We start from the raw sequence: 12,812 nt of genomic DNA on the forward strand, positions 1-12,812 counted from the left end.
GTCAGTTCGGCGCGACCACTTCATGGTCAGTCCGTCGACCTGTTCAGCGAAAGTCCTTGCCGCGCAATTGGAGTTCGGGCAAAAGAACCGACGCATGACCAACCGCAGGATCACCACCCGACCGGCGATCGCCGCATCGGCCAACCGGCGCTGATAGCGCGAATGCACACGCGCAGAAACGGTTTCACATCCAGGGCACTGAGCCGACGTGGCGCCGACAACGGCCTCGATAACTACTGCATCACCATCAGTACGAACCTCACCGATCACCAGATCACCCAAGTGCGGCAACAACTTCCGAACACATTCACCCGAACACGCCTGCCAGGACTACCAGCCCGAGCCAGGATCCAGCAGCGACACGCCGAACTGGGCCTCACGAAGAATGCGACAGAGCCCGGACCTTCACCACGATGGCATCGATGAAGACCGCGGCGTAGACCGCATCGAGGGGCCTGTTGGTCCAGTCGTTCATCTCCTCGATCACCTTGTCGGTGATCCGCGAGACGGTTTCCTTCGACACCGACGCGCCATAGATCTCGGCGAAATGCGCTGAAATATCCCCTGTCGTAAGGTTTTTGGCATACAACGACAACATGATCACTGCCTGCGTTCTGATCGCACAGCGGCGTAGCTGAGGGATAGTGCCCCCGGCCGGGCTCGAACCGGCAACCGACGGATTATGAGTCCGGAGCTCTAACCGATTGAGCTACAGGGGCGCGGTGGAGACCATACCAAAGAGCGGCGATGAATACAGAACCGGCAAATCCCACGTTGAACCCACGCGTGGTGTCTGACCTGCGGTGTTCTGTTGTTTATGAGTCCACGGCTCTGACCGACTGAGCTACCGCCCCTCTTCTGCGGGTGCACCGCAGGCGTGGTGGATGCTACCGGCTGGGGTGGGGCTTGCACCAGTTGGAGCCGAGGTCGCGGTTAGGGTTGGGCGTCCGGCAACCGTTGTGGAGGGTCGACCATGTCGAGTGTGTTCGCGAAGGTGCTGAAGGTGCATCAGTGGGTGTACGAGAACAGTGGTGGGTTGGTGGGGCATCGGGTGCTGTTCGGGAATCCGACACTGCTGCTGCGGACGGTAGGGCGCAAGACGGGGCAGGCGCGCACGTCGGCGCTGACGTACGGGATGGATGGGGCGGATTATTTGGTGACGGCGTCCAATGGTGGGTCGCCGCGGCCGCCGGGGTGGCTGGCGAATGTGAAAGCCAAGCCGGAGTGTGAGATTCAGATCGGGCGGCGCACGATACCGGTGGTCGCGCGGCCTACTTATCCGGCGGATCCGGACTACGCTCGCCGGTTCGCGATCGTCGATAAAATCAACAAGGGGCGCTACGCCGCCTACCAGAAGATGACCAAACGGCCCATCCCCGTGGTGGTGCTGACGCCGATCGGCTGAGCCGGGTCAGTCCCGCTCGTCGTAGTCGTCGTCGCGCTCATCCCAGCGGTCGTCGTAGTCGTCAGGATCGTCTCTGTCCCAACGTCTCCCGTCGGACGGCGGTCTGCTGGCGATTTGCACGACAACGATGACGACGGCGAGCACCGCCAGGACCACGCCCACAACGATCAGAGTCTCCATCCAGGGCACCCTAGCGCCGTGCCAGGGTGCCCGCTAGATGCTCGACTGACAGGTCTCAGACGGCAGAACCCACGGTCAGCAGGGTGCGGCCGACCGCGGACCTGGATTCGATGGCAGCGTGCGCACTTTCGGCGTCATCTAGCGGAAAGGTCTGGCCGACCACCACTTCCAGCCGTCCGGCCGCCGCCTCGGCGAGGGAACGCTCGGTCAGCGCGGCCCAGTCGGTGCTCGCGTCGGTGATGTCGAACAGGGCGTAGACGGTGATGCCGCGCGCCGACGCCGCCGCGGTGTCCAGCGCGGCGAATTCGCCTGCGGAAGCACCGTATCCGAGGAACCGGCTGTTGTCCGCGGCAGCGTCGAGCGCTGCCTCACCCAGCACGCCACCGGCGCCGTCCAGCACTATGTTCGCACCGGCACCACCGGTCGCCGCACGAGCCTCGGCCGACCAGCCGGGTTCGGAGTAGTCCACGACGGCGTCGGCGCCGAGGCGCTCGGCGAGTGCCAGCTTGGTACGGCCGCGCGCCGCGGCGATCACGTGCGCACCGGCCGCATGGGCGAGCTGGATCAGCAACGTGCCAAGGCCGCCACCGGCCGCGGTGATCAGCACCCATTCCCCGGGTCGAATCGCGGCCCGATCGAGCACCGCGAGCGCCATCTTGCCGTCATGGGCGAGCGCAACGGCCTGCGGCAGGCTCAACCTATCGGGCACGGCGGTCAGCGATTCGGCCTTGGCCAAGGCCTTTTCGGCGTAGCCACCGATCGGCTGCCCACCGCCGATCTTGCTGGCCGCGGTCGAGGTGGTGACGCGCCTGCCGACCCAGGACGGGTCGACACCGGCACCGACAGCGCTGACCACACCTGCGACGGCACCCCCCGGCACGTACGGCGTGGCCAACTTGAAGAACTCGCCACCCCAGCCGCTGCGCAACCGAGTATCCAAGAACATTACATCGGCGGCGGCCACGTCCACGACGACCTCGCCCGCCCCGGCGACCGGCTCCGGCACCTCGCGCACCGTAAGCACTTCGGGTCCACCGAATTCCACTGCCTGCACAGCCCGCATGACCATCCTCCATTGCTTCCCTGTTTCGCTGACAGGGACCAGCATGGAACCTAAAGCAACGTTGAGGTCAAGTCGACTGCGAGCCATTCCGCTCAGCGCGAAATCAGGACCGCACACCGGTCAGGAACTACCACCACCACAGCTGGAACTGCTCCCACCGCCGCAACTGCTACTGCTCCCACCACCGCAGCTGCTACCGCCGCCGTCGTGATGACCGCCGTGATGGTGATGACCTCCCCCGCTCCCCGAATCCCAGCCCCCGCTACAGCTACTCGACGAACCACCATCCGTTCCGGCGTACCCGGCGGCCCCCGCCGCCCAATACGGGTCCGAACTGTCATATCCCCCGCCGGATGGCCGTCGCCGACCCCGGTCGGGCGGCACCCGCCTGCCGCGGCGGAAAGCCCTGGCGATCAACCCGATGATGACGAATGGCGTCGCGAAGACCAGCACGATGATCACCAGCGCGATCAGGACCTCACCCATTCCTGAACCGTAGCGGCCGACCGCTGCTGCGTACAGTGAACTGTGCCGTCTTTCAGCTTCCGCAGATCCCGGCCGCGCGCCATCGACCTCGCCGCGGTCAACGCCGCCGTCGCCGCGCTGGAGCTGCCCGAGGCCGTCTACAAGACCGCCCCGTGGCAGCCACGCGAACTCGTGGAAATCGGCCTGCGCCAGTGGCTGCGCTGCTGCGGCGCGGCCATGCGGGACGGTCAGGTCGTCGGTATGCCGTCGCACGCCGTCGACGAGGCCTGGCACGGGTTCATTCTCTGCACCGAGCGGTATGCCCAGTTCTGCGCGACCGCCTATGGGCGCTTTCTGCATCATTTCCCGGAAGGTGCTGGGCCGCCGAAGGATTCGCACGGATCGATGGGCGAGCAGCTCGGCCGCACCGTGGTGGCCTGGGCGCTGGTCGCCGAGCCCGGCGAGTCCTGCGTGCTGTGGGACCTGGACCGCAGGGTCGGCGTCGAACACCCGTGGGGCGTCGACGCCGAGCGCGTCGCGGCCATCGAGGCCGACCTGCGCACCCTGGCCGACTAGGTCAGCTTTACCCGCGCCGCGACGAACCGGCCGACCGCGGGCGCGAGCCTGCTGAAGTGGTACTGCAGCCGCGCCTCCGGCGTCACCGGAACGATGCTGCGGTCCTTTTCCACGGCGCGCACGATCTGCTCGGCCACCTTCTCCGGCCCGTAACTGCGCTTGCGGTAGAGGTTGTCGTAACGCTCCTGCTTGCGCTTCTCCTCCTCGGCGCTGACACCCGAGAACTTCGTGGTCGCAACGATATTGGTATGCACGATGCCGGGACAGATGGTGTGCACCGAGATCCCGCGACCGGCCAGTTCCGCACGCAGGCAGTCGGAGAACATGAACACCGCCGACTTGCTGGTGGAGTACGCGCTGAACCCCTGCTGCGGACTGTAGGCCGCCATGCTGGACAGGTTGACGATGTGCCCGCCCAAACCGCGCTCGGCCATGGCGGATCCGAAGGCACGGCAGCCGTTCAGCACTCCGCCCAGGTTGATCCGCATGACCCGGTCGAACTCGGCCGCCGAGGTGTCGAAGAACCCGCCCGCCTGGCCGATTCCGGCGTTGTTGATCAGAATGTCCGGCACGCCATGGGTTTCCAGCACGATCTCGGCGTGCGCGTTTACCGCGTCCGCGTCCGACACGTCGAGCTGATACGGGTGCGCCACACCGTGTTCGGCGGCGATCAGCTCGGCGGTCTCCTTGGCCGAGTCGAGATTGATGTCCGACAGCACGATTTCGGCGCCGCGCCGCGCGAGGGCCAGCGCGGTCTCGCGACCGATGCCGCTGCCGCCGCCGGTGATCACCACCAGCTGATCCTCGAAAGACCGTGCGCTGCGGCCGACTTCGGCACGCCGCAGGCCGCGCGGCACGGTCCCGCCGTTGACCGTGTCGATCAGTTCGGTGGTCGCGGTCGCGAGTAATTCGGGGTGCGAGAACGGCATCCAGTGCCCGGCGGCCACGTCACGGCGCCACAGCCGCCGCACCCACTTGCGTTCGTCGTCGTATCCGGCGGGCCGGACCGCGACGTCACGCCCCGCGACGATCAGCTGCACCGGCACCTCGGTGTGCCGTTCCCGCGGCGACAGCATGCGCTGCACGATGTTCGCCCGGTAGATCAGCAGGCCGTCGACCATGTCCTGCCGGAACGTCGGGCCGAGCGTGACATTCGAGGGCGGTGTCTCGTTCATGATCGAGACGACTCGCTGCCACCGCTGTTCGGTACCGAGCAGCCCGAAGACGGCCCTCGGCAGCCCCGGTGTCATGAAGAAGAAGGTGTAGGCCGAGGACAGCAGCTGACTGAACGGCTGCCAGACGTTGCGCGGCGTCGGCCGGGACAGCCTGCCGCGCATCCAGTTCGCGATGTGGTCGAGGTTCGGCCCCGATACCGACGTGAACGACGCGACCTGCGCGGCCGCCCTCGGCTCGCAGACCGCCTCCCACACCTGCACCGAACCCCAGTCGTGCGCGAGCACGTGCACCGGCCGGTCCGGGCTGACCGCGTCGATGACGGCGAAGAAGTCGCCGGCCAGCACGTCGAGCCGGAAGTCCTCGGTGCGCCGGGTCCTGGTCGACCGTCCGTGCCCGCGGGTGTCGTAGGTGACCACGTGGAATCGCCGCGCGAGCAACGGCACCACCGCGTCCCAAAGGTGGTTGGTGTCCGGCCAGCCGTGCACCAGCACCACGGTTTCCGCGGTCGGGTCGCCGTATTCGTAGACGGCGAGCTCGAATTCGCCGCTGCGCACCGTCCGCTCGGCGGCCACCAGCTGCGGTGGTTCGATGGTCGTCATCGGTTTCTCCCTTGCTGACCAGAGGTCGTGGTTACAGATCGAGCACCAGTCGCCCACCGGGCGAACGGGATACGCAGACGAGCATCTCGCCCGCCTCGTGTTCGGCCGCGGTGAGCACGGTTTCGCGATGCTCCGGCTCGCCGGAGAGCACCCGAACCTTGCAGGTACGGCAGAAGCCCTGGCGGCACGAGTAGGGACGATCCGGGCGCGACTCCAGGATGGTGTCGAGCACAGAGCGATCCGCGGCCACCTCCACCACCTCACCGGTCGCGGCGAATTGGATCTCGAACGGCACGCCGTTCACGATCGGCGGCGGCGAGAACCGCTCGGAATGCAGTTCCACCCCGGGCATTTCGCGCACTGCGGCGGCAACCGCCATGGTCATCGGCACGGGGCCGCAGCAGTAGACCGCGGTGTCGGCGGTGACGCCGGGCAGCAGTGCGGTGGCGTCGGGCAGGCCGTGCTCGTCGTCGGTGCGCACGGTGACCCGGTCGCCGAATCCGGCGATCTCGTCGAGGAATGGAATGGTGTCGCGATTGCGGCCGGTGTACACCATCGACCAGTCGATGCCGAGCCGCCGGGCCAGCCGCGCCATCGGCAGGATCGGCGTGATCCCGATGCCGCCCGCGATGAAATGTAAACGGGCAGCGGGCGATCCGTGACCAGGCACGGCGAACGGGAAGGCATTGCGCGGCCCGCGCACGGTGAGTGGCGCGCCGACCGGCAGCCCGTCGTGCACCTCCACCGACCCGCCGAGCCCGTCCGGAATGCGCCGCACCGCAACCCGATAGGCGCGGGTGTCCGCCGGATCGCCACACAGCGAGTACTGCCGCAGCCGCCCCGACGGCAACTCGAGATCGAGGTGCGCGCCCGGGCGCCACGGCGGCAGTTCCCGCCGGTCCGGCGCCTCCAGTCGCAGGCTCAGCACGTCCTGATCGTGCGCCTCGATCCGTCGCTCGGTCACCACCAGCGCCAGCCGATGGTCGTCCACCTTCGGCGCGAGGTCACGCCGGTTGATCATGGTGGTCCACTTCAGCCGCGCCGAGGCGACCGCGTCGAGGACCCGCACCGCCCGATCCTGCTCACGCTTGCCGAACAGATCCGCGGGCAGTTGTTCGGGGACGGGGCGCAGATTCACGAGGCGATCGCTTGCGCGGCAGGCGACTTCGCGAGATAGGCCACCGCCTGCGCGGTGGACCCGACCGAGCCGGGGTTATAGCCGGGCTTGACGGTCGACAACGCGCTGCGCAGCAGCGACGGCACACCGGGCAGCGCACCGCGCCACATCGCGCCGAATACCCGCGTGATCAGCCGCGGGTAACCGAGGTCGGGCAGCGCGGGGTCCTGATGCACCATGAATTTCGTGCCGCGCACCACCAGCGTGACGAAGATCGGGAACACGAACGTCATGACCGCGGCACGCCGCACATAGCCTGCGCCGAAGTAGACCGCGACATCGTGCGCCACATGCCGGTGCTCGACCTCCTCGGCGCCGTGCCACCGGAACAGGTCCGCGATGCGCGGCTCCGCGTCGAATTTCTCCAGGTCCGCGTTCAGCACCCAATCGCCGAGGTAGGCGAAGAAGTGCTCCAGGCAGGCGATCACGGCCAACCGCTCGACCAGCGTCTGACGCTGCTCGATGCCCTCGTTCTCCCTGGGCCCCAGCGTCTTCCGGAACAGGTACTCGGCCTGTCGCACATAGGGTTCCGGATCGATACCGTGCGCGGCGAGCACCTCGGTGAGCACCTTGTCGTGCGTCTCGGCGTGCATGGATTCCTGGCCGATGAAGCCGAGCATGGCCTCGCGTAGCTTGTCGTCCTTCACGAACGGCAGCGCCTCGGTGTAGGTGGCACAGAACATGCGCTCACCCTCGGGCAGCAGCAGGTTCAGCGAGTTGATCAGGTGCGAGGCGATCGGCTCGTTCGGCATCCAGTGCAGCGGCGTATCGGCCCACTGGAACTGCACGTTGCGCGCGTGCAGCGCGACCTCGCCCGGATCGATCTCCGGTCGCCGCTCACCTCTACGAAGTAGCTTCATCGGTACTCCTCTCGCGACTGCGTCGTCGCGCGCCTTCCTGCATGGCCGTAGCAATCATCATACACATACATGAAACCCAGAGTTACATAAAGATCCACAGTGGCCCAACCAGGCATTTCACCCAAACGCGCATCTGCAGGCGCGCCAGCCAATATCGTTAGCCCGCTTGACAATAGGGCCCATCACTGTGATCCACTTCGCTTCCATTCGTCCATAAACTAGAACGCGTTCTAGTAGTCTTTCGCTATGGAACGACTAACCGGATTGGATGCCAGCTTTCTCTACCTGGAAACCGGGACCCAGCACCTGCACGTCTGTGCGCTGCTGATCCTCGACCCCAGCTCAGCGGACTATTCCTTCGAGAAATTCAAGGCCGAACTAGGCAGGCGGCTACCCCTGATCCCCCAGATGCGCCGCCGCGTCTACGAGGTGCCGTTCAATCTCGATCACCCGGTCTGGGTCGAGGATCAGAACTTCGACCTGGACTATCACATTCGGCGCATCGGCATCGCGGCCCCGGCGGGCCGCCGCGAGCTGGCCGAGCTGGTCGGCGACATCGCGAGCCGCCCGATGGACCGGGACCGGCCGCTGTGGGAGATGTCGGTGGTGGAGGGCCTCGACGACGGCAAGGTCGCGGTGATCTGCAAATACCATCACGCCGCGGTGGACGGCATCACCGGCACGAACATGATGATGCACCTGTGCGACCTGGAGCCGCACGCGGCGAAGACCCCGCCCGCCGAGCAATGGCGGCCGGAACCGACGCCGAACGACTGGCAATTGCTGGCCAAGGCGGTGGTCAAGGTCCCGACGAAGGCCGGCATCGTCGGCATGGTGCCGAAAACCCTCGGCATGGTCGCCGGTTTCGCGAACCGGCGGCGAAACAACAAGGCGGGCATGGCATTGCCGTTCTCCGCGCCGCGCACTCCGTTCAACCTGGCCATCACCCCGCATCGCGCGGTCGCGTTCACCGAGGCCGAACTCGGTGCCGTCAAGGAGATCAAGTCCGCGTTCGGGGTGAAGATCAACGACGTGGTGCTGACGGTCGTCGCCGGGGTGCTGCGCGCGTACCTGGAGAAGCACGACGAACTGCCGGACCGTTCGCTGGTCGCCTCGGTGCCGGTCTCCGTGCACGAATCGTCGCGGCACACCGCGGGTATCAACAAGGTGTCCACGCTGTTCGCCCGGCTCGGCACCGATGTCGCGGACCCCGTGCAGCGCCTGCGGCAGGTGGCCGAGGACAACCGGGGCGCCAAAGCGGAGCACGACCTCATCGGCGCCGACTTCCTCCAGGATTGGTCGAAGTACGCCCCGCCGAACACCTTTCAGCTCGCGGCACGGGTCTACTCGTCGCTGAAGCTTGCCGAACGGCATCCGGTGGTGCACAACCTGGTGGTGTCGAATGTGCCCGGTCCGCCGATGCCGCTGTACTTCCTCGGCGTGCGGGTGGACGGGATGTATCCGTTCGGCCCGGTGTTTCACGGCGCGGGACTGACGGTGACCGTGATATCGAACAATGACGACCTGGACTTCGGCTTCATCGCGTGCAAGGAATTGGTGCCCGACGTTGCCGAGCTGGCCGACGCGGTCCCGGGCGTAGTCGCCGAATTGCTCGCCGCCGCCCGCGAATTGGGTTGATCCACCGAGTGGCCCTGTTCGCCATCGCCGCCGAACAGGAGCCGAGGCCGTGCCTCACAGTCTCGCGGCGACCGCCCCGCAGGCTTCGAGCAGCGCGGGCACGAAGAGATCGGCCTCCAGCACACAGGCCGCGTGCCCGCCCTTGATCAGATGAATGCTCGCCCCGGGGATCATGGTCGCCATCTCCAACTGCCGATAGACCGGGATGGCCCGATCCTGCGTCGTGATGACAACGGCGGTCGGCATTTTCAGGGTGGACAGCCAGTCCGTCGCATCGAATCGGCCGACTTCGCCGATCACCTGGGTGATCGCCCAGCCGCTGGTACTTCGCAGCTCGGTGAGCGCCCACCGATCCAATCGCCCCGGCGCCCAGGCGATTTCCGGCATCTCCGGCAGCCGTCCGGCGAATTCCTCGATGCGCCGGAAGGAATACGGCGCGACCGCCTCGGCGAACGTGCCGAACGCCCGGTGGAAGGCGCGCTCGCGCCACTTCTCCTGGAACCGATACGGCGTGGAGCACAGCACGAGTCCGTTCACCCGACCCGGATGCCGGTGCGCGGCAGCCAGACTCACCACCCCACCGAGCGAGTATCCCGCGCACATAGCCTGTTTCACACCGAGCGCGTCGAGCACGGCGACGACGTCGTCGGCACAGTCGTCCACGAGGAAGCGCTGCGAGCGAATCCCACGACCGTGCCAGCGCTGGTCGAACAGGATCACCCGGTACCGCTCGGCCAGCGATGCCAGCGCCGGAAACCAGTTCAGATAGGCGGTGCATCCGGTGCCGTGTAACAGGACCAGAGCCGGTGCCCCTTCCGGTCCGGCGATGTCGACCACGTAGGTGCGCCCGCGTCCCGGCAGCTCGACGAGCCGCCCGCCCGGCACCTCGGCGGTATCCGGTACCCGCCGGGCGAAGCGGCGTAGCGCCGCCGAGGATGGTGAGTTCATCGTGCGCCTCCCGCGAATCGCGGACAGAATTAGAACCCGTTCTACACGATGATGCCATAGCCCGGCGGGACGGAACAGTCGAGGCCGCGTGGACGCTTACGCCAGGGCACGAACAATCGTTTCAGCGATGCACGCGGGCTTATCGGAGCCTTCCCGCTCGATAATCGTCGCGATCACCACCTGAAGGCCCCCTGGTACTTCGTCGACACTGACAATCGTGGCCCGCCCGCGAATGCGGGAGCCAGCGGGAACCGGCGACGGAAACCGAACCTTGTTGAGGCCGTAATTGATTCGCGCGCCCGCGTCGGCGATCTCGAAGATTTCCCGCATAATCGCCGGGAGCAGCGACAACGTCAGGTATCCGTGCGCGATGGTCGTGCCGTACGGTCCGTCGGCCGCGCGTTGCGGATCGACGTGGATCCACTGCCGATCCTCGGTGGCCTCGGCGAAAGCGCTGATGCGGGCTTGGCTGATCTCGATCCAGCCACTCACGCCCAGGTCGGTGCCCGCGGCGCCGCGCAGCGATGCCATGGTGAAGGTGGTGGGCTCACTCATGCGAGAAAGCCTAAATCGAGCGGCCCACCGCGGCGAGAGCATCGGCGGATATCCGATCACCGCAAGCCCGCTGGCCCACAACGACATTCCCGGCCGCCGACCCCGATGTGGCACGATCGGACGCGAGGCCAACGCCCGATCCGGCACATTTCTGTAACGTGTTCCAGTACGTTGGCGTGAACAAGTGAAAGACGGAGGTGCCTCGATGGGGCGGTTGACCGGCAAGGTGGCGTTGATCAGCGGCGGGGCCCGCGGCATGGGCGCGGCGCACGCCAAGGCCATGGTGGCCGAGGACGCCCGCGTTGTGCTCGGTGACGTGCTCGACGAGGAAGGCGCCGCGGTCGCCAAGGAATTGGGCGACGCCGCCGCCTACGTGCACCTCGATGTGCGCGAGCCCGCGCAATGGCAGGGCGCGGTCGCCGAGGCGGTGCAGCGATTCGGTTCGCTCAATGTGCTGGTGAACAACGCGGGCATCGCCAACGGCAATCTGCTCGTCGACTTCGAACTGGCCGAATGGCAGCGGATCATCGACATCAACCTCACCGGCACGTTTCTCGGCATGCAGGCGGCCACCCCGGCGATGACCGAGGCAGGCGGCGGCTCGATCATCAACATCTCCTCCGTCGAAGGCCTGCGCGGCAGCCCCGGCCTGCACGGCTACGTCGCGAGCAAATTCGCCGTCCGCGGCCTGACCAAGTCGACGGCACTCGAGTTGGCGCAGTACAAGATTCGAGTCAACTCGGTACACCCCGGCCTGATCAGCACCCCGATGACCGAGGGCATTCCCGCCGAGTTCCTGCAGATCCCGATGGGCCGGGCCGCCGATTCGTCCGAGGTCGCCGCGCTGATCACCTTCCTGGCCAGCGACGAATCCTCGTATTCGACCGGTGCTGAGTTCGTCATCGACGGCGGTCTCACCGTCGGCATTCCACACAAGACCTTCGATTCCTGAGCCGCACGCGGCCGAACCGCGCCGACCTCAGTAGTGGTGCGGCAGGTCGCGAGTCAGGAGCAGCGCGAGTACCGGCAGCGCCGTCAACGCGAGACAGGCGATCACGTTGATCCACTTGTAAGCCACGACGACCGCGGCGAACTCGCGCAGGATCGCCGAGGGCAGGTAGTAGAAGGCGGTCCGCGCACCGGTGACCTCGGCGTCCAGGTCGAGGCGCCGGGCCAGGATCGCCGTGCGCAGAATATGGAAGTTGCTCGTCACCAGCACCATTCGGGTGGATTCGCCACGCTCGCCCAGTAATCGCTTGGTGTAGAGCAGGTTCTCCCGAGTAGTCGTCGAACGGTCCTCCAGCACAACGCTGTCCGCGGGCACCCCCTGATCGATGAGGTAGCCCGCCATCGCCGAGGCCTCCGACACGGCCTCGTCGGAACCCTTACCGCCGCTGGTGATCAGCAGCGGCCTGCGCCCGGCGGCGATTTCGGCGCGGTACACCTCGATGGCCCGGTCCAGGCGGCTGGCCAGCAGCGGCGGCACTCGCGCGCCGACCAGGCCGGAGCCGTGCACGACGATGGCGTCCATGCCCGGCCGGTACGGCAGCGACCCGTAGAACAACGAATACAACAGGAAGCTCGCGAACAGGAATCCGACGTAGCTCACCGCCATGGTCCCTGACGCCAAAAGTACGACGACCCAGATATCGCCAGTGAAAATAGCCACCGCGAGCAACACATAGGGCACCAGCAGCGCGACCCCGATAACGAGCGGAAGCAGGTTCGCGATGCGCAGCCCTTCCCGGCGAATCAATTGCACCCCGTTGACCATCAGCAACCCGGCCAGCACCAGCACGAGCAGCGGCGAAAGCAGCACGAGCAGGCCGGCCAGCACCACCGGAAGATCACCCTTGGCGCCGGAGCCGAGCACCCATACGCCGGTGAAAGCCAATCCGAGCAGCAGAAACACACCGTTGCTCAACCGCCGCCGGTCCGTGCGGAACCTCAGCAGGAACACACAGAGCAGAACAAGGCCGACAACGAGCAGCATCACCGAACCACCGTAACCGGCGCGGCGGCAACCATGCGGCGATGCCACGCCACCGCGGTGCGGATCGGCGGGCTCGCACGGCGCGGCTCCCTCTTGCCTTTCCCTTTTTCCCATATCGTGTCGCTCGTCCGAACACCGGCCGGGCGATTATTCACGGCCACTTTTCGGATTATCGAC

14 protein-coding genes and 1 tRNA gene are annotated in these 12,812 nt (G+C 66.6%); 4 read left to right on the forward strand and 11 right to left on the reverse strand.

Features of this window, described 5'->3' with window-relative positions; all coding sequences use genetic code 11:
- The 3 genes from ACIA8C_RS32325 to ACIA8C_RS32335 all read right to left on the reverse strand — a co-directional run.
- Window positions 1-282: transposase family protein (locus tag ACIA8C_RS32325; RefSeq protein WP_397141278.1), on the reverse strand; the 282-nt coding region annotated here is incomplete at its 3' end.
- A gap of 94 nt (window positions 283-376) precedes the next feature.
- Window positions 377-598 carry a transposase gene (locus tag ACIA8C_RS32330; protein ID WP_397141697.1) on the reverse strand — a complete coding sequence of 74 codons (222 nt, stop codon included), beginning with the start codon at window positions 596-598 and terminating at the stop codon, window positions 377-379.
- A 47-nt stretch (window positions 599-645) separates the two neighbouring features.
- Window positions 646-719: transfer RNA gene (locus tag ACIA8C_RS32335), tRNA-Ile, on the reverse strand.
- A gap of 254 nt (window positions 720-973) precedes the next feature.
- Here ACIA8C_RS32335 and ACIA8C_RS32340 point away from each other — a divergent pair.
- Window positions 974-1,405 (forward strand): nitroreductase family deazaflavin-dependent oxidoreductase, encoded by a 432-nt coding sequence (locus ACIA8C_RS32340; RefSeq protein WP_397141280.1) that lies wholly within the window; start codon window positions 974-976, stop codon window positions 1,403-1,405.
- A gap of 6 nt (window positions 1,406-1,411) precedes the next feature.
- Here the strand turns inward: ACIA8C_RS32340 and ACIA8C_RS32345 are convergent, their stop codons facing one another.
- Together ACIA8C_RS32345 and ACIA8C_RS32350 are read right to left on the reverse strand one after the other, a co-directional pair.
- Window positions 1,412-1,585, reverse strand: coding sequence for a hypothetical protein (locus ACIA8C_RS32345; RefSeq protein ID WP_397141282.1), 174 nt, complete (start codon window positions 1,583-1,585; stop codon window positions 1,412-1,414).
- Between the two features lie 55 nt (window positions 1,586-1,640).
- Window positions 1,641-2,648, reverse strand: a complete 1,008-nt coding sequence (locus ACIA8C_RS32350) for a zinc-binding dehydrogenase (protein WP_397141284.1) — start codon at window positions 2,646-2,648, stop codon at window positions 1,641-1,643.
- 528 nt (window positions 2,649-3,176) lie between these two features.
- On the opposite strand from ACIA8C_RS32350, the gene ACIA8C_RS32355 reads away from it, so the two are divergent.
- Entirely contained in the window at window positions 3,177-3,689 is a 513-nt protein-coding gene (locus ACIA8C_RS32355) for a hypothetical protein (protein ID WP_397141286.1), read from the forward strand.
- Here the strand turns inward: ACIA8C_RS32355 and ACIA8C_RS32360 are convergent.
- The 3 genes from ACIA8C_RS32360 to ACIA8C_RS32370 are packed head-to-tail and all read right to left on the reverse strand — an operon-like array spanning window position 3,686 to window position 7,501.
- Entirely contained in the window at window positions 3,686-5,464 is a 1,779-nt protein-coding gene (locus ACIA8C_RS32360; RefSeq protein ID WP_397141288.1) for an SDR family oxidoreductase, read from the reverse strand. The two genes, ACIA8C_RS32355 and ACIA8C_RS32360, sit on opposite strands and share 4 nt — an antisense overlap.
- Before the next feature lie 31 nt (window positions 5,465-5,495).
- Complete coding sequence (locus ACIA8C_RS32365) at window positions 5,496-6,602, reverse strand: PDR/VanB family oxidoreductase (RefSeq protein ID WP_397141290.1); 1,107 nt, start codon at window positions 6,600-6,602, stop codon at window positions 5,496-5,498.
- On the reverse strand, window positions 6,599-7,501 hold the full coding sequence (locus ACIA8C_RS32370) for a metal-dependent hydrolase (protein WP_397141292.1): 903 nt from the start codon (window positions 7,499-7,501) through the stop codon (window positions 6,599-6,601). Before ACIA8C_RS32370 ends, ACIA8C_RS32365 begins: the two co-directional genes overlap by 4 nt.
- 246 nt (window positions 7,502-7,747) lie before the next feature.
- On the opposite strand from ACIA8C_RS32370, the gene ACIA8C_RS32375 reads away from it, so the two are divergent.
- Window positions 7,748-9,139 carry a wax ester/triacylglycerol synthase family O-acyltransferase gene (locus tag ACIA8C_RS32375; protein ID WP_397141294.1) on the forward strand — a complete coding sequence of 464 codons (1,392 nt, stop codon included), beginning with the start codon at window positions 7,748-7,750 and terminating at the stop codon, window positions 9,137-9,139.
- A gap of 54 nt (window positions 9,140-9,193) precedes the next feature.
- Here ACIA8C_RS32375 and ACIA8C_RS32380 read toward each other — a convergent pair whose 3' ends face one another.
- Window positions 9,194-10,087: an alpha/beta fold hydrolase gene (locus ACIA8C_RS32380; RefSeq protein WP_397141296.1), complete on the reverse strand. Its 894-nt coding sequence runs from the start codon at window positions 10,085-10,087 to the stop codon at window positions 9,194-9,196.
- Between the two features lie 96 nt (window positions 10,088-10,183).
- Window positions 10,184-10,642, reverse strand: coding sequence for a MaoC family dehydratase (locus tag ACIA8C_RS32385; protein WP_397141298.1), 459 nt, complete (start codon window positions 10,640-10,642; stop codon window positions 10,184-10,186).
- A gap of 205 nt (window positions 10,643-10,847) precedes the next feature.
- Between ACIA8C_RS32385 and ACIA8C_RS32390 the strand changes: the two genes are divergently transcribed.
- The gene (locus tag ACIA8C_RS32390) at window positions 10,848-11,594 is read left to right on the forward strand and encodes a glucose 1-dehydrogenase (protein WP_397141300.1); all 747 of its coding nucleotides are present in this window, start codon (window positions 10,848-10,850) and stop codon (window positions 11,592-11,594) included.
- A gap of 27 nt (window positions 11,595-11,621) precedes the next feature.
- Here ACIA8C_RS32390 and ACIA8C_RS32395 read toward each other — a convergent pair whose 3' ends face one another.
- Window positions 11,622-12,635, reverse strand: a complete 1,014-nt coding sequence (locus tag ACIA8C_RS32395) for a YdcF family protein (protein WP_397141699.1) — start codon at window positions 12,633-12,635, stop codon at window positions 11,622-11,624.
- Window positions 12,636-12,812 lie beyond the last annotated feature (177 nt).

Source organism: Nocardia sp. NPDC051321 (genome assembly GCF_044455225.1).
Taxonomy (GTDB): Bacteria; Actinomycetota; Actinomycetes; order Mycobacteriales; family Mycobacteriaceae; genus Nocardia.